The sequence below is a fragment of the Granulicella mallensis MP5ACTX8 genome (assembly GCF_000178955.2).
GTDB classification, from domain to species: Bacteria; Acidobacteriota; Terriglobia; order Terriglobales; family Acidobacteriaceae; genus Granulicella; species Granulicella mallensis.
Genome location: NC_016631.1, coordinates 3298399 through 3322939 on the forward strand (window position 1 = coordinate 3298399; position 24541 = coordinate 3322939).

Here is a 24541-nt window from a genome sequence, read left to right on the forward strand (position 1 = left end):
CTTACTGCTGCCAAGGAGAACGTTCCCGAATGAGATCCCTGCTTCCCCTCGCCATACTTCGGTCTGCTGCACGCCATACCCCACAATTGCTGCTCGGCAGCCTTTTCGTCGCGGCAACCTGCATGAACGCGCCTCTGGCCTCTGCACAGCAGACGACTACGGCAGCCCAGGAACAGCAGATCGATCAGATGCTGGCAAAGCTGACCCTCGAAGAAAAGATCGACCTCATCGGCGGTGTCAGCAGCTGGTATACCCACGCGGAACCTTCCATCGGCCTGGCTCCCATTCGCATGTCCGACGGGCCGGCAGGGCTGCGCTCCGGCATTCCGGCGATAGCCTATCCCGCGCCCATCGCCCTCGCAGCCTCCTGGGACCCATCCCTTGCGGAACGCATGGGAGCTTCGCTCGGCCGCGATGCCCACGCACGTGGCGTGGATATCCTGCTGGGACCGGGAGTCAACATCGCCCGCGCGCCCATGGGCGGACGAAACTTCGAGTACATGGGCGAAGACCCCTGGCTGGCCTCGCGGACGGCCGTAGGCTACATCCGTGGCGTGCAATCGCAGGGCGTCGGCGCGACGGTAAAGCATTTCATGCTGAATAACCAGGAGTTCAACCGGCACGATGCAAGCTCCGACGCGGACGAGCGGACCAAGCGCGAGATCTATCTGCCCGCTTTCGAAGCAGCCGTAAAAGAAGCGCATGTCGCCGCCATCATGGACTCTTACAACCTCGTCGACGGAGTACACTCAACGCAAAACGGCTGGATGAACGTCGAGCTCGCCAAGAAAGAGTGGGGCTTCGATGGCGTCATCATGTCCGATTGGGTCGCCGTCTATGACGGTGTCGAGGCGGCAAAGAACGGCCTCGACCTGGAGATGCCGTTTGCGCATTTCATGTCGCGAGACACGTTGCTGCCCGCTGTCCATAACGGCTCCCTCTCCGAAAAACTCATCGACGACAAAGTTCGCCGCATTCTTCGCCTCTCTCTGCGCTTCGGAACGTCCGGCAGACAGGAGGACGATTCGACTTCGCTCTTCTCTGAAGATAGCGACAAGACCGCACTCGACATTGCCAAAGAGAGCATCGTTCTGCTCAAGAACGACGGCGCTGTTCTCCCACTGAATGTCGAGAAGACCTGCACTCTCGCGATCATCGGCCCCAACGCCTCTCCTGCCGTCATGGGCGGGGGCGGAAGCGCCATCGTTGCAACGCACAAGTCTGTCAGCATTCTCGAAGGTATCGCCGATTACGTCTCTGCCCATGCTGCCTCGACTCCCGGCTGTACTCATCGGGTTCTTTACGATGACGGCTTCCCTGCCGGCTACGATGTCTTGTCTCAGAGCCACTTTGAGGGTGGACTGAAGCAGCAGGTCTTCTCGACGAACAACTGGACTGGAGCTGCCACAGAGTCCGTTCGTGACCATCTCGCGGAAGACCGCATCGTTGCTCCGAAGAACGGGTCTATCCGCTGGTCGGGCCGGTTTACGGCGCCGAAGGCAGGCAATTACTTCGTCATCGTGCACGAGGGCCGCGCCCCGGACCATCACACAGTCTTTGTCGATGGCGAGCCGCTTCCGACAAAAAACACCGACCTGCACGGAGAGCTCTACTATCAGCCTCTGCCCCGTCCCCTGATGCAGGGACAAAGCATCGACCTACGCCTGGACTACCTCCCGGGCAACACCGAGGTATCTCCGGGATTTGGGATCCTGCAGGAAGACGATATTCTTTCGGCGCGGGCTCGCTCTATTGCGAAGCACGCCGATGCGGTTCTCTTTACCGCCGGCTTCGATAAGAGTACCGAGCACGAGGGCGCGGATCGCACCTTCGAACTGCCTTTGCTGCAGGACATCTTCATCCGCAATCTTGCAGCCCTCAATCCCAGGACCATCGTCACGCTCAATGCAGGTGGCAACGTCGATATGCGCTCATGGCTCGAGCATGTGCCGGCACTGCTGCATCTCTGGTATCCAGGAGAAGAAGGCGGCACGGCTCTTGCGGACGTTCTCTTTGGCGAGCAGAATCCCGAGGGACATCTTCCGGTTAGCTTCGAATATAAGTGGGAAGATAATCCGACGCTGCACAGCTACTACCCGCAGGACACCTCCAACCCGAATACTCCGCACATCCGCTATACCGAGGGCATCTTCCTGGGTTACAGATATTATGAATCCCCGGCTGTGAACACCCAGCACACAAAGCCGCGTTTCCCCTTTGGCTTCGGGCTTTCCTACACGACCTTCAACTTCAGCAATCTTGCACTAAGCCAGCCCTCGCTTAAAGCTGGCGATCCCCTGACCGTAACGCTGACGGTACAAAATACCGGATCGGTAGAAGGCGCGACGGTGGCACAACTCTACGTAGGAGAACAGTCGCCCAAGGTTGCCAGACCCGCCTATGAACTCAAGGCCTTCCAGAAAGTAAATCTGAAGCCCGGCGAGAGCAAAACCGTCTCACTCACACTGGACAGCCGCTCCTTCGCCTACTGGTCCAACGAGAAAAAGAATTGGCAAGTAGATTCAGGCCGCTTCACGATCTTCGCGGGCGACTCCTCAGAACACCTCCCACTGAAACAGGAAGTAAGTATTCACTAAGCGACGATAGCTACTTTTTGATTAGTCGCGCTTCGTTAAGGGCACGGCTTCAGCCGCGCCGAAAATGCCAATGTTGCAATGCGGCTTTAGCCGCTAAGGGAACGCGCTTCAGCGCGCTACAACCATTTAGCTGCCGCTAAAAGCCCGACCTATCCATGATGCCAGGAATAGGTCGGGCCTTCAGCCCACTACAATTGGGGATCTATCAGCTCTTCAGGACTCAGCCCCGTGCAGACTCCCCGATCTATCGCTAACTTATTTCTTCAGCGCTGACCGAATAAATTGCGCCACCTGCTGGCCCTGAATAGCCGCCCCCGTGGGATTGAAATGCACGTGGTCTTCGTACTGATCCGTGTGATGGGTCATCAATTCATGCTGGTCATCCACAGGAATGTCAGCCTTAGCCATAATCGCTTGAGCAATGTCATTTCTGGCTTCAATGCGAGCGTTGGTAGGCCCCGGAGTATCTTCCGCTTTTACCGGCGTGATATTTGCCCAGATAAACGAAGCTTTGGGAGCGATCTTATGCAGAGTCCGAAGGTAAGAGGGAAAGGCGGCCTTGAACTCCTCCTCCGAATACGTCCAGCCGTGCATACCGTTATTGAAGTGCACCACTTTGAAGGAAACCCCTTCCATTATCGAGAACTCGACAAGCTCACGGGGAAGACGAGGATCTCCCAGGCTGGTCGACGCGGCAAACAGGTAGACATTCGCAACATCGGCTAACTGCTTCTTGACCTCTGGATAGTAGTTTCTCGTGATGGAGTCGCCGACCAATAGAACATTGGGAAGCTTCGGATCGACATGCACCGGACGAACCTCCCAAGTCCACTCCGTCTCTTCTGGTCGCGAGGCGTGATCCTGCGCATGCGCCCTGGCTGGCCCTATCATCGCCACTCCACAGACAAACAGCGCAACGATCGACAGCTTGTACAAATTCAATCTCATGGAACTCTTCCTTTCAGGGCCATCCTACGCACGATGAAACTGCGTGGGACTAACCTTAACCTCGCGACCTATTGGCAACGCCACCTTCACAACGCTGGCCCCGTAACGCACCGAGTGGGTTCCCCCACGCTTGCTCTTAAGGGAAGCAGAGATCAGTTTCCCGTCCGTCCAGGCCATCGAAACTTCAATCCCGCCTCGTGCACATAGTCCCTTGATGCTTCCCTGCGGCCACGCCGAAGGAAGCGCGGGCAGAAGATGAATCTCGTCCGCCTGCGACTGGAGCAGCATCTCCGCCACACCCGCCGCGCCGGCCGTATTGCCGTCGAGCGAGAAGATATTGCTCTCTGCCCCGGCAACGCCGCCCCGCGAGTACGCAAGCAGCGAATCTTCTGCAGCGCTTGAGAGAAGACCGACGAAGTGCTTATGCGCCGACTCTCCATCCAGCAGACGAGCATAGAAGTTGACCAGATTAGCCCGGGTCCACTCGGAGTCTTCCCAGTTCGTCTGGCTGATGCGGCGCTCGATGGTAATCCGTGCCGCCGTTGCGAGCGCGGGCGTCGCCGCAGGTGAGATCTGATGCTCAGGGTAAAGCCCCATGAGATGCGACATGTGCCGGTGACCGGGCACAGCTTCATCGAAATCTTCAAGCCACTCCTGCAACTGTCCGTGTTTCCCGATCTGGAATGGCGGCAGCTGCTTGAGCGCCTCCGTCGCCTTTGCGCGGAACTCCTCATCGATGCCAAGCGTTGTGCTGGCTTCAATACAGCCGCTTAGCAGAGAGTGCACAAACACACGATCGACGGTAGGTCCCATCGACTCCGAACACTGCTTTCCATCAGGTGCGATGAACCAGTTTTCAGGAGAGACCGAAGGCCCGGTAACCAGCCAGCCATGCTGAGGATGCTTGACCATATAGGCCAAAAAGAATTCAGCGGCTCCTTTGTAGACCGGGTAAAGACGCTGCTGAAGAAATTGCTTGTCCCCGGTAAAGCGATAATGCTCCCATAGTTGCAGAGCGAGCCAGACGCCTCCGGTTGAAAATATTCCCCAACCCAGCCCCCAACCAGCCGCTGTAAATCCCCAGGGATTCGTGACAACATGCGCTACCCAGCCGGGTGCGCCATACATATCGCGCGCAGTCGATCTTCCGGCGATAGACAAGCCTTCAACGAAATCGAACAGAGGAGACTGGCACTCCGAAAGATTGCAAACTTCAGCCGCCCAGTAGTTTTGCTCCGTATTGATGTCGAGATGAAAGTCGTCCGTCCAACCCATGCTGGACGCAAGTCCATCGTTCCAGATTCCCTGCAGAGCCAGCGGCAAAGGAGAGTTGACGCGTGAACCCGCAATCGTAAGATACCGGCCATATTGAAAAAAGAGCGATGCCAGCCCGGGATCGTCTGCACCAGCTTCTACAGCCTTGCGTCTCTCATCGGTAGGCTTCGACTCCGCGGAAGAGTTGGTCCCCAAATCAATTGCCACACGGCGAAACAGCGATTGGTGATCCGCAACATGAGCAGCGCGAAGCTGCGCAAAGGTTTTGGGACGGAGCACCTGCAACGTCTGCACGTTGCGCGTAGAGGCATTGGCTCCGCGAAAGTTTGTAGCAATGACAACGTGCAACGTAACGGCATCGGCCCCCTTTAGATGCAGAGCGCCCTCATGAGCAGTAACTTCACCGCCCTTGGCAGACACACGAACTCTCGTTTCAAAGGCCACGCCCTGTTTGCCATTGCTATGCAGATGCTCAAAAGCATTGCCTTTCAGAACAAGCGTGTCGTTCCCTTCTGTCGTAACCTCGCCAGGAAGCGTTAGCTTGGGAAAAGAAATAGAACAGCTAACCGACTTGGGCTGATTGCAACTGATATGAGCAATCAGGGCATTGTCGGGATTAGAAGCAAAAACTTCGCGGTGAAAACTAAGACCCCCGCGCGAGTAGTCGACGTAGGCAATACCTTCGTCGAGATTGAGCGACCGCCGATAATTCTGTGGGTGCTCGTCTTCAGGAAACGCCAGCTCGAGGGTAGCCATCGGCAGGTGAGTTCCGAAGGAGCCAGGATTCCCCAGCAGATGCTCCTTGCAGAGCTCTCCTCCCTCGGCATACTTTCCTGCAAACATGAGTTCGCGAATCTTCCCGAGATTCGCAAGTGCCGTTGGTTTTACGTTCTTGTCATTCGGCGCACCTGACCACGTCGTCGATTCCGTGAGAGCAAAGCTCTCGATAGAAGTCCCGCCATAGATCATTCCACCGATACGGCCATTGCCTATGGGGACAGCTTCCATCCACCGGGTGGCAGGGCGGGAGTACCAGAGTTCTGTCTTGTGAGAGGGGGAGGATTGACCCTCCGCGTGCATGAGCCGTGGAGGATAGAGTGCGAGTGCGGCGGAGCCGATCACAAAATCTCGTCTTGTCGTTGTCACTGAGAATTCCCTTTTGCTAACAAACAAATTACTTCCAACGCAGTTCAACCAGCGTCGAGGCCGAAGGCGATAACTTCACACTGACATCTCCATGAGCGGAATCGAGCTTTGCTCCTGAAGCGACATCGATCACAGCAACAGAGCCCGCTGACGCAAGCGACTTATCGATGCGATCCAAAGGGATCGTGATGGTCTGAGCATGCTTCTCGTCGTAGTTGAAGAACGCAACGTATACACCATGAGAGGAGGCGCGAACGAAGGCATCCGTAGCTTTGTCTCCCGTATTGCCTTCGATAGGACGGAACGTCTTCTCTTCAGCACCAACGGCTAACCACGGGCGATTGTTATAGACAGCCTGAGCCAGTTCGCGGCCTTGAGGATCGTCCGCCAGACGGCTGCTATCGAGCACCATGCCGCCGCTGATGATGGCCGAAAGTAGACGGCTCTTGCCTTCGTCCACATTGCGCGCACCCTGGTCGGCTTTCTCACCAAGGACTACGTGGTCGGGATCGGTGATGTACAGATTCTTGCTCGTCCACCAGCCATAGGTAAGCGAGTTGAGCATGTACTCCGTCGATTGATCGCCACCGCTGATATGCCCCTTGGTGTCACAGGAGAGACGGCGGGCATGTCCATAGCCCGAAGGAAAGAGCGGAGCGATGGAGAGGCTAAGGAACATGCGATTCCCTGTCACATCGACGATCTGCTTCATGCCGAGGTTATAAGCCTGAATGCCTGTCTGGATCACAGGATCGAAGTGAACACCTTCGAGCGCACCGTGAGAGAGAAAATCGATCTTGAGATATTGAAAACCGAGCTTTTGGAACTGCTGAAGATAATAAGCTGCCCGCGCCTTTGCCCCAGGATGCGATGGGTCAATCGCCAGCCCTCCATCTACCTTTGGAAGCAAAGAGCCATCGGGAGCCTTCAACAAAATGTCGCGATAGCGATACTTCATGTTCGTGCCTTCGACATAGGCATCGAGATCGTCAGACCAATAAGCAAACGGGGTCCAGTAGATACCCGGTTCGAAACGAGTGCCATCTGCGCCGTGCATCGCCTTGATCGTGGCAACGGCATCCGTCAGCTGTACCGCATCGAGCTTCGACCAGAAGGCATCGAAATTGATGTAAACGACTTTGTGATTGCCAAATCCCAGCGGCACAAGGGTGTCGCGGACAAACGCGGCGGAGCCAAGGTAACGGCGATCATCGATCTTCTCAGCATACGAAGCCCAGCTATTCCATCCCATCGGGGCGCCCTCAGCCCACTTGAGAGGCGCATGGATAGCGGCATTGGCTGCACCATAGGCCTCAAGCCCATCGCGCCAGTCGGAGAACGATCCTATAAAGATCCGCGGTGAAATCACGTGCGTGCCGTGCACGATGCCATGCGGAACAGTGTCATGCGTATCTGTCCGGACGCCAGTAGGCGACGAGATACCACCATAGATATCGAGGTCGGTCAGTTGGCCGTCCGCGGCGTGAGCTTCAATGGCTGTCTTCCAGGTGTCATGACTAATCGACCCGAGGATCAGGGCCTGCCGACTTGTATTGTCATAGAGCGCTGTCACTTCGTCGCTGGTGACCAGTTGGCTGGGCTTCAGGTCTGCGGCAGAGACGCTGTTGTAGCGAAACCACATGTCGTTATCGAAGGGAACGTGCAGCACGCGCAGTGACTTGCTTTCGCCTATCTGCACCGTATCCGAGCCCTTGAGCATGACCGCATCGAAGTGCCGTGTGCCGACAGCCCCATCCTTCGGATCGAGTTCTGCCTCAATAGCGATCCAGGGCTTGCCGTCGTAGATCCAGATATGCTGCAAAAGCCCCGGCTGGCCGGGAGCCGTGCTGCGAATGGTGTACTCATGCCCCGCTGTAGCGCTCGCAGCGTGCGGCGTCCTATCCAGTTCGTGTTCCGTATAGGTGGCAGTCGAAAGCTGACGGCCATCTTCGAGACGCGCGCCGCTCGTGATGCCAAGAAGCTTGTGCCCATCACGCCACTCGATATCCATCGTGCCCGTCTGGCGGTGATAGTGGATGGTGAGTAATTGATTTTGGAGCTTTATCTCCTGCTGAGAGATAGCAGGGTTCGCTTGTGCAGCCGCCTGCGAGGTTGTGGAACTTACAAGTACTGTAATGGCCGTCATTCCAGCTATAGCCAACACTCGCCGCAAACTTGCATCGCGTTTCATGAGATCCCCAATAGTTTGTGTAAGAAAAATTGAGGAGAGAACGGACTGAACGTCTGTTCTCTCCCCTGGAGGCAGTGCTACGACTACCGCGACCGGATGGTAGAGATGTACACCTCTTACGTTGTAACTACCAGCGTTGTAGCTTCCGGGGTTGAACTTAGAGAATCATCATAAGGGACATTGCTCACGGTATGCACGCTTATGGAATAAGTCTCGGCCACTGTCGGGACTTAGGTAATAGAAAACTCAGGCAGGGCTCTGAGTGCGACAACCCCACCATCATAAAACGATGGTGCGGTTGTCCAACTTAGTGATCTCCATGACTTGCTGAGGTTGCAATGACCTTCCTCATCAAGTCATGAGGTTAGAAGACGTACTTCGCAGAAAGCTGCAGGAATCGAGCATCCGGCGTGTTGGCTTGGAACGACTTAGGCCCGGTGATCTGACCACCGTTCGAACTGTTGTCCGAAGTTGAGGGATTTCCAAGCGTCGGATGATTCAAGAGATTGAAAGCATCCACACGGAACGAAAGGTATTGTTTTCGGAACGTGGCGAAGTCCTTGAAAAGTGACATATTGACACCATAGTAGCCGGGGCCGTAAACGGTGTTCGATCTGCCACCGAGGAACGACAGTGCTGCCCCTTCGCTCGTGACGGGTGAGGCAATCGTGCAGGGAACGCCGTTGACCACGGTACCTGGCGCCGTGTTAAGCGGGCAGATCAAATTACCCGGTAGCGGGTTGGCAAATGCGCAAGGGTTATACCAATTCGCTTTGTTCCTGGTCTGGGTGGGACAAGTGATATTCGGATTGGAACTATTCGGAGATCCCCCAGGAGCAAATGGGTCACGAATCTCTATAGCTCTTGCACTACCACCGTTCGCGGTACTGATGTTAGAAGTGCCTACCGAAAACGGCGTACCGGTCTGAGCCGCAAAAGTGAGGCTCGAGGACCATCCCCCAACGATCTCATCTTCCCAGCGCGATTTATTCAGGAACGCTTTGCCTCTTCCAAAGGGCAGTTGATAGTTGCCGTTCAATGTAAACCGGTGACGAACGTCGTAGGGCGAGTTGGCGTATTCCTCGGTGTAGGGGATGAGCGCCATATTACGGTCGCCCACCGCAGATTCAAGACCACCTGCGTCGCTGTCGTCAGTCAAGCTATGCGACAAGGTATAGGTCGCCAGGAAGCTGAGACCGTGAGACGCACGCTTTTCCAGTTTGGCCTGCATTGAGTTGTAGTTGCTGATACCGCCATAGTGGATGGTACCTGCACCTCCGAAATCGGGAAACGGCTGATACTGTTGCGTGCTGACACCCGAGGCGAAGAGGCCTCGTATCGTATTGGGGTCGAAATAAAGCGGAAGATGACGCGAAACATTGCCGACGTAACTCACCGTCGCAACCATATTGGTGGTGATCGACCGCTCGACCGACAGGTTGTAATTCATGGTGTAAGGCGTTTTGATGAAGGGATCGATGGCATGAAAGCCTGGGGTCGACACGAAGTTCTGCAGTCCATTACCGGTCTTGGCAACCAGTCCCGTCTCCAGGGTGACGCCTTGGGCGCTAAGTGATGGGCAGCTACCAACAGAGCAAGTAGGGGTGAAGAGATTTGCTGAGTTCGACCAGGGGAAGTTTGTCCCCAGGTTTGTATTTCCCTCGCTCTGCAGGCCTCCGTAAAAAATACCGAAGCCGCTGCGAACTACCGTCTTTGCCGTCGGTTGATACGCAAAGCCTATACGAGGCGCAAAGTTGAGTTCTTGTCCTTTCGCCAAACGCTCATTGTCGTTGTACTGGAGTGCGATATTATCTTGGGCTAACAAGGCTAGGAACGGCGCACCGAGATCTACACCCCGTGACCGGCTGGGAAGCTCATAAACAGCAGATCCTGTGCCGATGCCGAGGTTGGTGGCATTGATGAAGTTTGCCTGGCTTCCGCTATTTTCCTTGTAAGGCTGATAGTGGTCATACCTGAGACCAAGGTTGAGGGTAAAGTTATGAGCCACCTTCCAGTCATCCTGGAAATAAGCGGAGTCATACCACTGCACATCGTTGATTGCCGGGGACGTAGAGATATCGGCAGTATTCATCTGATCGACAAGGAAGTCAGCTGACGAAGCGCCTGTATTTCCTACTCCCACGGCTGCCGTATAGGTACCGGTGTAGAAATATTGCCCGGTTGGAGCTGCCGCATAACGGTCGAAGACGCGGATGGACTGGAACGATACGCCAACCTTCAGAGAATGGTTGCCGATGGTTTTGTTGATGTTGTCCAGAATCTGATAGACGTTCTGGGCTTCGTCCTGTGTACCTACGGAGCCCCACTGCTGGATATTCCCATAGGTTCCATTGCTGAAATAACCCAACGGCAGTCCACCCAGACCAGGTCCCGGAAAAGGAACATTCCCCAAGCCCAGCGATGCGGCGAGCGTGCTGCTGTTCGAGTTCGGCTGGTGGTACTGAGAGTGGATCCAGTTATAACCGAAGCGGAACTCGTTGGTGAGCGTCGGCGCAAAGGCATGGGTCTCGCTCAGGATGAAGTTCTCAGCCAGATTCGTATCGTTTTCGCCGCCGAAACCGCTACCATCAAGGATTGGCCCGAGCGGAAGCCCGTTTGTCTTGATCTCGTGCGCATAGCTATAGCGCGCGTAGACCTGGTCTCTCTGGCTGACGTTCCAATCGAGTCTCTGGTCCCACTGGATTGTATTGTCCGTCTGGCCCAGATTTACGTTGTAGTTGTTGTAGGTCTGTCCCGCAACACCAGCATTCGGATTGGGGTACATGTTGAGGATGTTCTGTGCAACCGAGTTGATCTGGGTAGGGCAGAAAACATTGTTCAAACCATTGCAGGATAGCTTCTGCGCACCGCCGGAGTTCGGCTGATAGAGCTGAACCGCCACGCCCTGCTTCACGAGAACGGGATTTAGAAACTCACTGAAGTTTCCCTGGCGCATCAGCGCTGTCGGCACGGTGAGAATATTCGGATTGGCGATCGAAATACGATTTGCCTCGATGTCGCCGAAGTAGAAGAAGTGGTTCTTCCAGATTGGAAGACCGAGAGTCGCTCCAAACTGGTTCTCGTGGTAAGGCGCAACTGACTGGGCATTCCAAGGCTGCGCATCGAGACTGGTATTGCGCACATACTCCCACACATCACCGTGAATCTGGTTCGTACCGGACTTGATGCTGGCACTCAGCACCGCACCAGCCGAGTGACCGAACTCCGCGCTGAAGTTGCTCGTCTGCAAACTGAACTCAGCCAGTGCATCGGGCGGCGGGCGCACCACGTAGCTCGAGCCATTGAGGAAGTCGATCAGGTTCGTGTTGTTGTCGACACCATCCAGGAGAAAGTCGTTCTGCTCAGCGCTCTGCCCGTTGGCAACAAAGTCGCCTGTGCCACTGCCGCGCGTATTGCCGAACGGAGGAGCAACGCCTGCCGTCAACTGGGCGATGTAGACCCAGTTACGCCCGTTCAACGGAGTGTTGTTAATGGTCTCTGAGCTGATGACCTGCCCGACGGCGCTGGTCTGCGTTTCAAGCAACGGAGACTCGGTCGTAACCGTCACCTGCTGCGTCACCTCACCCGGCTTCAAGGCGAGCGTAACGTTCAGGCGCTGCTGGATGTCCAGGTGCAGGTTCTCACGCACCGTGGTCTGGAAGCTTGGGGCTGTCGCTGACAGCTTGTAGTTGCCGATCTTCACAGGCGCGAAGACGAAGACGCCATCGTTATTGGCCGTACGTTCAAGAGAAAAGGCGGTATCCGTGGCGGTGAGAGTGACCTTTGCCCCCGGGATAATTGCGCCCTGATCGTCTTGAACGACTCCTGTAATCGCGCCCTGATCCGTCTGAGCCCATGCCGAGGGCACGACGAACGCGAGCAGGCAAACAGCGAACAATGCGCTGTAGTAGAAGAGCTTATTGCTTCTATCAACTAATTTTCTAAACATATCTAGGCCTTCCTTTTGATTCAACACCCCGCAATGGGGATCTTCGCTACCGTTCCGATGCGATGTGCATTTCCGCTTTGATCATTCCCTTTGCCACGATGTATACGTATACATGAAACCCTGTATACGTATACATGTGCCGCTCAAAATCTATAGTGGAACGAATAGAACGTTGTCAACTGATTTTTTACAGATGCGATAATCGTTTCACGTGCGGCATCTTCACATAAAGAAGCTCGCAACTACGCTTAGGCTCAAATTCATATTTCAGCCATCCACTCGGCCCAACAAGCACCAGGCACAGCCTTGTCTTTTTGCGATCTTTTCACACCAATATGCTGGCCCCTGGCCGTCCTATCGCTCTTCCAGGTTCTATCGTGCAGCCCGCACCTTTGCCCACCGCAGTCATGACGATTGCCTTCGTCACCGCCAGGGGCGAGCGCTTGAGATTGCCGAACTCGTTTCAGCCAGCACCAAATCAATGTCCAGCAAACAGAACGCGCAGCATGTCCCTTGACGTTGAAGCGTCGGGGAACATGCTGCGCGTTGTCAGCAATAGAGGCCATCAGGATTCAACGGCCTTAGAACTGATGAATCTAGAAATAGAAATTCCCAGAGAGTTGTACCGTTCTGCCGCCAAAATTGAGACCAGTAATTTGGCCAAAGGTGCTGCTGCCCGGATAATTATTGGGTTCCCCGTAGCCCGGAACGTTGAATACGTTGAAGATATCTCCGCGGACCTTGAAGCCCATCCCATGATAAAGATTGAATGCCTTGAAGAGGGAGAGGTCGGTTTTGTTGAAGCCCGGGCTATAGACCAGCGTTCGTCCTGCCGGCCCATAAGCCGCTTTTCCGCCATTGTTCGAGACACTTACCTGCCCGGCTGATACAGGCTGGCCTGGATCGATCGCGACAGGAGGATTGATAAAGGCGCAAGGATTAAACCAGCTCTGCAATGTTTTTGTCTTCGTTGCGCAGGGCAGCCCAAATCCAAGCACCGGGTCAGAAACGCCACCCGGCTTGAAGGGATCGGCGATCCTGACGGCGTTTGCTCGCCCGACCCCGCCTGTTGAGTTGTTGCTGGACTGAATGCTGAGTGGGTTACCAGATTGAACGGAGAATGCTATGTTTGCAGACCATCCACCGACAATCGTGTTGGCAATCCCTTTATGATTCATCCACTGCTTACCGGCGCCAAACGGGAGTTCATACCCTCCTGTCAGGGTAGCCCGATGGCGTACGTCCTGATAAGAACTGCCATAGTCGTAGCTAAGTCCAAGCTGGCGCGCGTTGCGATAATCAATGCCGTTGGAGGCATCGCTCAGCGGCTGACGAGAATCATCGAGGGAATGAGAGAGCGTATAGGACGCGGCAAACTGGAGCCCCTTCGAGAATCTACGCTCCAGCTTTGTCTGCAGCGAGTTATAGTTCGCATCGGACCCATAGACAATATAACTTCCGTAATTGAGATCAGGGTAAGGACGTGCTGCCTGTGAATCATCCCCTGGTCCGACTGGCAGCGGCTGGTTATTCGGGTCGACCGGTGTTTGTAAATGATGCGTTGTCGAACCGACATAAGCAACGGTAGCCGTCAGATTAGAACTGAAGGAACGTTGCACGGTTAGATTGTATTGCTGAGAATAAGGCGTCTTTACATCGTCTGAGCCGTTCAAATTTGGCGAGGCCGCATTCTGGATGATGCCTGTAGCCAGAACCTTGGACCATCCCGTTTCAAGCGTCTGACCGTTGGTCGGGCAGTTTCCATAAACGCAGCCTGTGCTATTGAAGTTGCTATTGAATGCAAAAGGTGGGTTTACGCCTAAATTGAGAGAATATCCGATACCCTCGAGCGCACCGTAGAAGATGCCGTACGCTCCACGAACGACAGTCTTATCGTTAACAGAGTAGGCAAATCCAATACGAGGAGCAAAGTTTTTGTAGTCGGGCTTCACCAGATAATGGTTATCTGTGTATTGCACGACCACACCATCTTTAGCAAAGTTTGCCAGCAGGTTGGCGGGCAGTGGATTACTGCGAGTGCTGGTCGGCAGCAGATAGGTTCCACCGGTGATATTTTGCGCCGGGTTATAGTTCAGCACAGGAACGTTCGGACGAAAATTGCCCATCTGATCGTTCCGCTCCCGCGCCGGCGTGGTGTATTCGTAACGAAGCCCGGCATTGATGGTGAGTTGCGAGGTGGCCTTCCAATCGTCCTGGAAATAGCCTGCACGCACCCAATAGATATTGTTGGTCGTTGTGATATTTGAAAGAGCCGAGCTGTTCATCTCGTTCAACAGCATGTCCGCTGCGCCGTAACCGGTTGTTCCCTGATTATTGGGATCCTGGGTGAACTTTCCACTAAAGTTTATTTGCCCAATCCCATTGTTCGGCTGAAGAGTGGCGACGCGGAGACTTTGAATGTTTACGCCAAAGTGCAGCGAATGATTGCCAACGATGCGAGTGACGTTGTCGTTGATCTGCCAAACGTTCTGGTGCTCATTGGAAGGCTCATATCCTGAGGCTCCAAAGTTGCTGATGCCATTGTTATTGTTCACATTGAAGGCAGGTATACCGCCAAGATTGGGCCCTGTAAGCAGTCCACCAAGCCCAAAGGATTCCGCAAGCCCTGTCTGGTTGTAACCAGCCTGGTAAAAGGCTGAATGATTCCAGTTGTAGCCATACCGCAGCTCATTGATGAACTTCTCGCTAAACTCGTGGGTTTCGCTGAAAGCGAAGCTGCGGCTTTGGTTGATGACGGTCGAACCGCCAAAACCGGCCCCATCCAGAACACCGAAGGGTGAAGGCGAGAATTTAGGCTGATTTTCAAAGCTATATCGAGCGAATGCCTGGTCGTGGCTGGAGATATTCCAGTCTGTTCTTACATCGAACTGGTTGGTATTGATCGCCTGGTGCCCATTGAAGATGTAGTTGTTATACGTTTGCCCCGGAATACCAAAGTTTGGCTCAGGAAAGGCAGCTAGTAGTTTTTGGGCCACTGGATCGACCTGTGCCGGGCAGATAACATTGATCTGCCCATTGCACGAAAGATAGTTGGTGGTCCCATTTGTTCCCGGCGCCGGACCTCCCGCGTTATACAACTGCCGGTCATTATGGTTTGTGAGCGCCGGTTGCAGGAGTTCGCTGAAGTTTCCCTGACGCATCAAGTCGGTCGGTACCGTGTATTGTCCAGAGGAGCTCGTGGTGATTTCGCGCAGACCTTGATAGTCACCGAAGAAGAAGAGTTTATTCTTCCAGATTGGGCCGCCGAACGTAGCTCCGAACTGGTTATAGCGCAGCTCCGGAGAGACACGGCTGAAGTAGTTATTTCCGGTAATGGTGTTTAGTGCATCGTTCTGGAAATACTCCCATGCACTACCATGAAACGAGTTTGTTCCTGATTTGATACTGGCATTGATCACGGCTCCAGCAGAGTGCCCTAATTCAGCGCTATAGTCGCTCGTCTGGATCTTGAACTCCTGAAGAGCATCGGGTGGAGGATTGACGATGAAACTTGCTCCATTGAGGAAGTCCGTCAGATTCGAGTTGTTGTCCACACCGTCAAGAATGAAGTTGTTCTGTTCGGTTCGTTGACCATTGGCCGAGAAATCTCCACTTCCCGCATTTCGCGAACCCTGTTGCCCTTGATTGACGCCGGCGGTCAATTGCGCCAGGAACACATAGTTGCGGCTGGCCAGAGGGGTATTGTTGATCGTCTGCGAGTCGAACACGTGCCCGGAAGACCCATCTTCCGTCTGCATCAAGGGGATGCTTGAACCCGAAACATCTACAGTCTGCGTCGCAGCTCCAACTCGCAGGGTCACGTTCATGCCGAGGCGCTGGCTTACCTGCAGTTCAAAATCAGTGATGGATGTTGTTTGAAATCCGGACGCGGCAGCGGTGATCGTATAGTGACCGATCTTCAACGGCGAAAAAACGTACACACCTCGCTGATCGGTTGTCGTCTTCAACTCAAGCGCCGTCCCAAGATCTTTGATCGTCATACTGGCATTTGGAATGGCCGCTCCTTGTTGGTCAGTAACAGTGCCAGTAACCGATCCCTGGTCGACCTGGGCCCATGCTGATGGCATGGTGAACGAGAGCAGACAAATGGCTGAAAGTGCGCTGTAGAGGAGGAGCTTCTTGCTTCTATCCAGGAAATCTTTAAACATATGTTTAGCCTTCCTTCTGATTCGATCTGCAATCGCAACCTGCTCTGCTGCTCATAAGCAACGTACTTTGCGTAGAGGCCTTACCTACTGATTGATGTATACGTATACACGGAGAGTGTCAGAATCTATATTGGAATGCATAAGGAGTTGTCAACTGAATTTTTCATAGATGCGACAATTACTTCCCCTCAGCCTCACTCTCCGCCGATACCTATGATTGCGCACATACTTAGAGGCACGCCTTAACCATCTCTTCAGCACCAGGTAAGACTTTAGACACTTGCAAGCTTTCCCTCCCAATCCGCTCGACCTCACCGTCATCGGGGTCTACTTCGCCGCGACCATCCTGGTCGGGTGGCTCTTTCGTCGTAAGGCCCATTCCTCTTCCGACTTCTTTCATGCGGCCCGCACCTTGCCCACCGCCGTCACGGCGATCGCCTTCGTCGCAGCCAATTGTGGCGCGCTCGAGATTGTCGGGATTGTCTCAGCCAGTGCGAAATATGGCGCAAAGACGCTTCATTTCTACTGGATAGGCGCCATTCCGGCGATGCTCTTTCTCTCCCTCTGCATGCTCCCGATTTACATGCGGAGCCGCGCACTCACCGTACCGGAGTTCCTGAAGCTGCGCTTCAACGGATCGACACGCACGCTGAATATCGTGTGCTGCGGCGTCATGATGATCTTGGTCTCCGGCATCAGCCTGTATGCGCTGGCACAGGTTTTGCGCACTTTTCTTGGATGGAGTTTTACAGAGACCACATTATCCGCCGCAGCGATCGTCTTCCTGTATGTGTCCCTCGGCGGCCTGACAGCAACGATGTACAACGAGGTCATCCAGTTCGTCTTGATCGTCCTCGGGCTTCTGCCGCTCGTGTTCTTCATCCTGCATGATTTCCACGGCATGGCTGGTCTCACAGCGCAACTGGAGCCTGCCATGCGCCATACATGGGTAGGACTGCCCGTAGCAAATCCTCACGCCATCCCGATGGATGTCGTCGGCGTCTCCATGGGACTGGGGTTTGTTCTCAGCTTCGGATACTGGTGCACAGATTTCGTATTGATCCAACGCGCACTGGCCGCACGCACCACGGCCGGAGTACTCAACACTCCCCTCGTGGCGGCCTTCGTCAAGCTCCTGTTCCCTGTTTTGGTCGTTCTTCCCGGCCTGGCGGCGGCGGTTCTCTTCCGATCCGTTCCCGGGTTCCACTACGACCAGGCGTTGCCGGCTCTGATGATGCGTTACTACCGCCACGGCCTGCTCGGGTTCGGAATTACCGCCATCCTGGCAAGCCTGATGTCGGGACTGGCGGGAAATATCAACGCCCTCACCACCATCTGGACGCACGATATCTATCGGGCCTCCCTGTCGCCGAATAAAAGTGACAGCCACTACGTTCGAGTGGGAAGAATCTCCACCCTGTTCGCGATTCTGCTCAGCATCGCGACGGCCTATCTAGCCTTGTCCTTCAACAACATCATGGACTACCTGCAGTTGCTCTTCTCTCTGTTCAATGCCCCATTGCTGGCGACGTTTCTGCTGGGCATGTTCACGATGTGGGCTACCCCCAAGGCTGGCTTCTGGGGGCTCTTGATTGGGACACTCTCGTCGGTCGTGCACAACCTCGCCTACCGCCTGCACTGGATTACGTATGGAAGCGATATGAGCGCCAACTTCTACGGAGCCATTCTTGCCTTCTCCAGTTGTCTTGTCGTCACGGCCCTGCTGAGTGCGTTTACTCCGGCAAAGTCACGCGAGGAACTCGCCGACCTTACCTGTTGGACAGGCACACATCATGGCATTCAAATCCCCAGAGCGGCCGTGGTGCTTGCCGGTGTTGCACTCGTCATCTGCATCTTTTTGAGCATTCTTTTTCGATAGGGTGAAGCCGCAATGCGGTGCTTGAGTTTGCGGCGGCAAGAGAAATAACCAGTTTGTAAGTGGAACGAAGTGATGCTTGGAGCAGGAAGAACTATGAAAAATATTTTGAATACCCTTTTGTCCTCTGATAAAAGCAGCGCCAACGGATTTCATCTTGTGTACAGGATGTTGCTGGCGACAGCGATCTTCATCGCTCCCCTGTGCCTCCGGGCTCAGGCGCAGACATCGTCTATCCACTTCGACAAGCAGACGAAGGTCTTCCGCATCGATGCAGCCGACGTGTCTTATATCTTCGGCGTCAATGAGAACAAGCAGGTTCAAACTCTTTACTGGGGCAAGCGTCTCAGCGCTGCAGACACCTTTGCTGCCTCTAAGTCCGCCCCAGGAGCTTCGTCCTCCGATCCATCCATAGACACGACACGGCAAGAGTTTGTCGCATGGGGTGGAGGACTGTACGTCGAGCCGGATCTGAAGGTCACCTTTCCCGATGGAAACCGAGATTTAGTTCTGCAATACGTCTCGCATACCATTGCCGGTAACCATCTGACCCTGCAGCTCAAGGACGTATCGCGCGACGTCTACGTCGAACTGCAGTATGAGATTGACTCGGAGACCGGCATCCTGCGCCGTTCGGCAGAGGTGCAGAATAAGACCTCCCTGCCGTTGACGATCGAGCAGATAGCCTCCGGCACGTGGACACTACCTCGCGCTCAGGATTATCGACTGCACTACCTTACAGGGCGCTGGGCCGGAGAGTGGAACCTTCGTGAGCAGGCAATCCAACCGGGCAAAATTACTTTGGAGAGCCGGCGCGGATCGACTGGAGCGCAAAATAATCCCTGGTTCGCAATCGACCGCAACAGCTCGAACGATCAGGATCAGGGCGATGTCTGGTTTGGCGCCCTCGGTTGGAGCGGGTCCTGGCAGATCAATATAGAACAGGATCAGATTCAACAGGTACGCGTAACCGGCGGCCCTAATAGCTTTGACTTCGGCTATCGCCTGGCCGCGGGCGAAAGCCTGCAATCGCCCTACTTCTATGCAGGCTACTCGCATGACGGCATTGGTGGAGCTTCTCGCCTGCTGCACCGATTTGAACTCTCCAGCATCCTGCCAGGCGCATCTCACCCCAAGTTGAGGCCTGTGCTTTATAACTCATGGGAAGCTACCGGTTTTAATGTCGACGAAGCGGGCCAGGAAGCCCTTGCAGAGAAGGCCGCCAGCATCGGGGTAGAGCGCTTTGTCGTAGACGATGGCTGGTTTGGACAGCGCGCGGACGATCATGCCGGGCTGGGCGACTGGTATGTGAATCCCGTAAAGTTTCCGCATGGCTTGAAGCCTCTGATCGACAAGGTGCATTCGCTGGGGATGGACTTTGGCCTATGGATTGAGCCGGAGATGGTGAATCCCGATTCAGACCTCTACCGCAAGCATCCCGACTGGATATTGAACTTCACCGGAAGACCGCGCAGCGAGGGACGGCACCAGTTCGTACTGAATCTTGCCAGACCCGATGTCCGTGAGTATGTCTTCAACTTCATCGACAAGTTACTCGATGAGAATGACATTGCCTTTCTCAAGTGGGATTACAACCGTAACTGGTCGGAGCCAGGCTGGCCTGCGGTCTCACCCGACGAGCAAAAGAAGGTGTACGTCACCTACACGCAGAACCTCTATTCCATCCTGGAGGAGTTGCGCAGGAAACACCCGAAGATAGAGATCGAAAGCTGCTCCGGTGGAGGCAGCCGTGTCGATCTCGGCATCATGCGCTACACCGATGAGGTATGGCCCTCCGATAACACCGATGCCTTCGACCGCCTGAAGATACAGGACGGATTTACCTATGCCTACACGCCCGGCGTGATGATGGCCTGGGTAACTGACACGCCAACTCAGATCAATCATCGGACGGTTTCTCTGGACTATCGCTTCCTTTCCTCCATGCAGGGATCGCTGGGCATTGGAGCAAACCTCAACGACTGGAAACCGGAAGACTTTGCCACGGCAAAGAAGATGGTGGCACAGTACAAGCAGATTCGCGAGATCGTGCAGCGCGGCTCTCTGTACCGCCTGATTTCGCCACGAGATGGCAGCGAACAGTCGGTCACAGAAACGGTCTCACAAGACCAGACACGGGCTGTAGCCTTCGCCTTCCTGCATTCGAGCGAAATGCTCTACCCTTTTCCGCGAATCTATCTTCGTGGTCTAAAACCGGATGCCCTCTACCGGATTGAAGCACTGGATGGGAAGCTGGCCGGCGATTCACCGACGGTTGCCAGTGGAGCCTTCTGGATGCAGCAGGGCGTTGATGTAGACCTCAAAGGGGACTTCCAGGCCGCTGCGTTCTCCCTGAAGATCGTCTCCCAATAAATTGAGCCTCCGCTGCATCGTGAAATGCCGCGGAGGCTCAGGCGTTATCACTACCGTGTCGTCATAGCGTCTGTAGCGTTGCCTACAACGGCTCCGTTATTGGACGAGAAGACAAGGCTGGTGGCAAAGCGAGCACTCTCCGAGCATCTCGCAAAGTCGATTGGAACCACGATCGCTTTATGAGCTCCCGGAGCGATATCTCCTACCTCAAGCGGAAGACGCGCCAACACCTTGGGATGGCAGGTACCTTTGCCACTGGATTGTGTCAGTGAGAGAAGGTTCACCTCCGCCTGTCCAGCCTTGATCTTGCTCGTGTTGGTAAGCGAGAGCTGCCAGAGACGAAGTACCGGAAGGCCCAGCTTGGCTGTAACCGCTCCCGAGAGCGTCGCTGTTCCTACGGTTGGAGAGATAGCGATCCTATCGAGGTCCGGCGCAAAGTTCGTCGGATTACCAAACTGGATCGTGTTGACACCCGCCTGCAATGTAATCGGAACTACAGTACTGGTGGGCAGGCTGAAGCTGCTTCCATCAAGATCAAGCTCCGTACCCGTTCCTCCATTGACACTGATGAAGTAAGAGCGAGGACCGCTGGTCAGGTAATCGATCTCCATCTGATAGGTACCGGCCGTCGGAACGCTCACATTCGTGAACGTTACATTGGCGCCAGCGCCACCCAGATTCCCTGCCTTCGAACCGGCGGAGCAGTTACCGCAGTAAGAGACACTGGCAGTGCCGCCGATCGTAGCAACCTCCGCCTCATACCCAGTCCAGTTCGGAGCGGGAGCCGATCCATCTCCACTGATCACGATACGGTCGAGATCGGGAGGATAGCTGGTCGGATTGCCAAATTGAATGCTGTTCATGCCCGCATTCAACTGGACGGGAACGGTGGTGCTGGCAGGGATGTTGAAGCTTCCGCCACTTACATTCAGAGTTGCAGGCAGACCGCCATTGACCTGATAGATCAGTGCTCGTGCACCGACCGTCATCGAGTCGATCTCCATCTCATAGGTGCCAGCCCGTTCGACGCTGATGTTATTGATCGTCAGCGTATTGTTGGGACCTATTCCAAGGTTGCCGACCTTCAAACCACCCGAGCAGTTCGAGCAGGAAGCTACAGAAGCCGATCCGCTTACAACGCCGGCCTCTGCCTCATACACCTGAGAGTGAGGAACCATTGCACGACCGGTTGGAGATACCTTGAGCAGGCGTACGCCGTGGCCAAGCACAACGGCACTGAAGCCGCTATTCACCGGGCCCAGATCAATGTGGCTCCACAGGTCGCGGACAGCAGAGGCTCCCGTAAAGCCCAGCGTGCCCCAGGGAAGCGTCATCGAAGTGGGAAAGGCATTCAGATTGAAGAGAGCAACATAGTAGCTGCCATCGGCCTGCTTCGATGCCCAGATGGGATTGAAGCCACCCGCAACCTCCTGCGCAGGATATCCCGACTGGTCGACAGCAATCACTTCGTCGTTGCTCAGAAGCTGTACGCCCGCGCTGTCCAGGGCAGTCAAATCACCGCCGATAAACATAGGCGCGTTGCCCATAGCCCATAGTGAGATCGCAGACTGCTGCTCCGTGGAGCTCAAACCATCCGTGTTGGAATTACCCACCTCAAGAGAGTCGAGATCGTTCCAGCCAACAGTAGGACCGGAAGCCTTCTCCCAGCCGACGAGATCATAGAAGCGCTGCGTCACCATGTTCCAGTTCGTAAGGGTAGAGCAGTTCCCTTCGCACTCGACATCGCCTTCAATGCGGCGAGCATTCGCATAGGTCTGCCAGGTACTCAGGTAATCCTGATCGAGTGCCCATGAGATGGTGAACCACATAGGATGGCTGTTCTGTTTAATCGCCGTAGCCCATGCCGCAACATCGTCCCGGTTATCGATAGCGGTGTTGTCGTTATAGGATCCTGGTGTGACTGCATCAAGCTTGATAAAGTCGATCCCCCACGAAGCAAACAGGTTGACGACAGAGGTGATGTACTCCTGAGCACCGGGCTTGGTGAAGTCGATCTTGTAGTGAAAGGGAGAAGTCCCCGATCCACCAAAGGCGTTCCCAGCGGTATAAGGAACCGTGAGAATATCCTGGATGTGATACGGCGTGCCCAGGATAGGGTAGTTGGCCTGTACCGCAGGCTGTTCTACGCCGGGAATCCAGTAGATGCCGGCCTTTTGTCCATTTTGATGGATGTGCGTCACAAGGGCCGTGATGTCTGGAAAGTTCGGGGCAGCGGGAATAGGTCTGCCATTCGCATCGAAGGTGGACATCCATCCGGAGTCCATATTGATGTAGTTATAGCCATGGGCCTGCAGGCCCGAAGCCAGCAACGCATCCGACTGGGCTTGAATATTTGCTTGCGTAAGAAAGTTGCTGGTGATCGTCTGCTGGCTGAAGCTACTCCAACCGAGATACGGTTTTTCCGCGACACCGGCTGACTGAGCGAGTGCGGATACAGCAGAGGTGAAAAGCGAAGTCACGACGAGAGCGGCAGTATAGAAGGTACGGCGACGACGATGGTTGCGTACTGGAGGCGCAGTCTGCCTATCAGGGCCGACTAAGGGACGAGGCTGGGGCAATATCAGAGTCACTGTATTTCCTCTCTTGCTATCGAACCAGCTAGCAAGTAGCCGATTGAATTTCACTGGCTTACTCAGTGCGGGGGCAGACCGAAGAAAGTCGCACGAGTTACCGCTCGCAGCTGCGCGCACCCTGCTGCAGGACATCCATGAAGGCACACCTCACCTGAAACGCGGCCACGGTTCATCCGAGCCTCGCGAATTCCCGTGCCCGTTTGAATCCATCTCTTCAGGTCAAGAACTAGCGGTACTATGTATACGTGTACATAAGGAAATTTGGCAAGTCTGGAACAAATTTATTAACCGGACGTCTATTGAATGGACACCCACATTTTTATTCCCTTGCTTGTTCTTCCTCTAACCCCACACACTGCTTATCACGACGAAGGAGTTGAACCGCACGATGGACATGCGCGAGATTGCCAAATTGGCCGGAGTATCGAGTGCCACCGTATCGCGTGTCATTAACGGGTCAAGCCTTGTGCGGCCCGAGACCGTCGAACGCGTTCGCAAGGTCATCGACGAAGTAAAGTTCTTTCCCAACAACAGCGCTACAACGCTGAAGTACGGCAGAAGCGGTACGTATGGCTTGATCATCCCGGACATCACCAATCCGTTCTTTCCCGAGTTCATCAAGAGCTTCGAAGGAATCGTCGTTGAAAACGATCAGGAGATGCTGATGGCAACCACCGACTTTCACTCCGGCCGCATGCAGCAATCGATTCGACGCATGTTGATCCGCAAGGTGGATGGCGTAGCCCTGCTGGCCTCGGAGATCGAAACCGAACCCTTCGAAGACCTCATCCAGAATCGAGTTCCCTTAGTCACCATGGATCGAGGACATATCGGCAATGGGCTAAGCGATGTCGCCATCAACAACAAGAGCGGCATGGATCAAGCCTTGCGCCATCTGAAAGATCTGCGCCATAAAAAGATCGGTTATATCGGCGGCTTTGCCGGTCTCACTATCTCGGACCACCGTGTCGAGGCCTTTATGCGCGCGCTGAAGCGGGTCGACATCGTGCCACGGCCGGAGTTCATCAAGGTCGGCAACTACCGCATCACCGGCGGCATGACGGCCATGACCGAGTTACTGTCACTCAAAGATCGGCCGACCGCAGTATTAGCCGCAAATGACCTGACAGCTATCGGCGGTATGCGCGCGGCGATGAAGATGGGATTCTCCATCCCAGGTGACCTGTCGATCATTGGGTTCGACGATATCGACATGAGCGATATCGTGCATCCGCCGCTCACGACCCTGCGGCTTTCAAGGCATGAATTGGCAAAGGTCTTCTTTGACGCCCTCGAACACCTCAAGTCCAAACCCCACGCCCAGGGAGAGCAACTCAGCGTAAAGACAAGCCTGATCGTACGTGAGTCCACAGGGCCTGCGCCGAAGCGTTCAGTGTAAGCAGGCTACTGTTCTTTGCTTTTG

Annotated in this window: 10 protein-coding genes; 4 read left to right on the top strand and 6 right to left on the bottom strand. The window is 54.8% G+C overall.

The features are described 5' to 3' along the window. Window positions 1-29 precede the first annotated feature (29 nt). The gene (locus ACIX8_RS13365) at window positions 30-2597 is read left to right on the top strand and encodes a beta-glucosidase (protein WP_014265877.1); all 2568 of its coding nucleotides are present in this window, start codon (window positions 30-32) and stop codon (window positions 2595-2597) included. Window positions 2598-2852: 255 nt separating this feature from the next. Here ACIX8_RS13365 and ACIX8_RS13370 read toward each other — a convergent pair whose 3' ends face one another. From ACIX8_RS13370 to ACIX8_RS13390, 5 genes are all read right to left on the bottom strand, one after another. After that, window positions 2853-3545: an SGNH/GDSL hydrolase family protein gene (locus ACIX8_RS13370; RefSeq protein ID WP_014265878.1), complete on the bottom strand. Its 693-nt coding sequence runs from the start codon at window positions 3543-3545 to the stop codon at window positions 2853-2855. Between the two features lie 24 nt (window positions 3546-3569). Further along, complete coding sequence (locus tag ACIX8_RS13375; protein ID WP_223295330.1) at window positions 3570-5966, bottom strand: glycosyl hydrolase family 95 catalytic domain-containing protein; 2397 nt, start codon at window positions 5964-5966, stop codon at window positions 3570-3572. Window positions 5967-5994: 28 nt separating this feature from the next. Further along, window positions 5995-8157, bottom strand: a complete 2163-nt coding sequence (locus ACIX8_RS13380) for a carbohydrate binding family 6 (RefSeq protein ID WP_014265880.1) — start codon at window positions 8155-8157, stop codon at window positions 5995-5997. 364 nt (window positions 8158-8521) lie between these two features. Next, window positions 8522-12106 (bottom strand): carboxypeptidase regulatory-like domain-containing protein, encoded by a 3585-nt coding sequence (locus ACIX8_RS13385; protein ID WP_014265881.1) that lies wholly within the window; start codon window positions 12104-12106, stop codon window positions 8522-8524. Between the two features lie 596 nt (window positions 12107-12702). Then, window positions 12703-16275, bottom strand: coding sequence for a TonB-dependent receptor (locus ACIX8_RS13390; RefSeq protein WP_014265882.1), 3573 nt, complete (start codon window positions 16273-16275; stop codon window positions 12703-12705). 280 nt (window positions 16276-16555) lie between these two features. Between ACIX8_RS13390 and ACIX8_RS13395 the strand changes: the two genes are divergently transcribed. Then, complete coding sequence (locus ACIX8_RS13395; protein ID WP_014265883.1) at window positions 16556-18154, top strand: sodium:solute symporter family protein; 1599 nt, start codon at window positions 16556-16558, stop codon at window positions 18152-18154. Window positions 18155-18247: 93 nt separating this feature from the next. Further along, window positions 18248-20524: an alpha-galactosidase gene (locus tag ACIX8_RS13400; RefSeq protein ID WP_014265884.1), complete on the top strand. Its 2277-nt coding sequence runs from the start codon at window positions 18248-18250 to the stop codon at window positions 20522-20524. A 50-nt stretch (window positions 20525-20574) separates the two neighbouring features. Here the strand turns inward: ACIX8_RS13400 and ACIX8_RS13405 are convergent, their stop codons facing one another. Further along, window positions 20575-23115, bottom strand: a complete 2541-nt coding sequence (locus ACIX8_RS13405) for an alpha-galactosidase D (RefSeq protein WP_014265885.1) — start codon at window positions 23113-23115, stop codon at window positions 20575-20577. 391 nt (window positions 23116-23506) lie between these two features. Here ACIX8_RS13405 and ACIX8_RS13410 point away from each other — a divergent pair, with 391 nt between their 5' ends. Further along, window positions 23507-24517: a LacI family DNA-binding transcriptional regulator gene (locus tag ACIX8_RS13410; protein WP_014265886.1), complete on the top strand. Its 1011-nt coding sequence runs from the start codon at window positions 23507-23509 to the stop codon at window positions 24515-24517. Window positions 24518-24541: the final 24 nt, after the last annotated feature.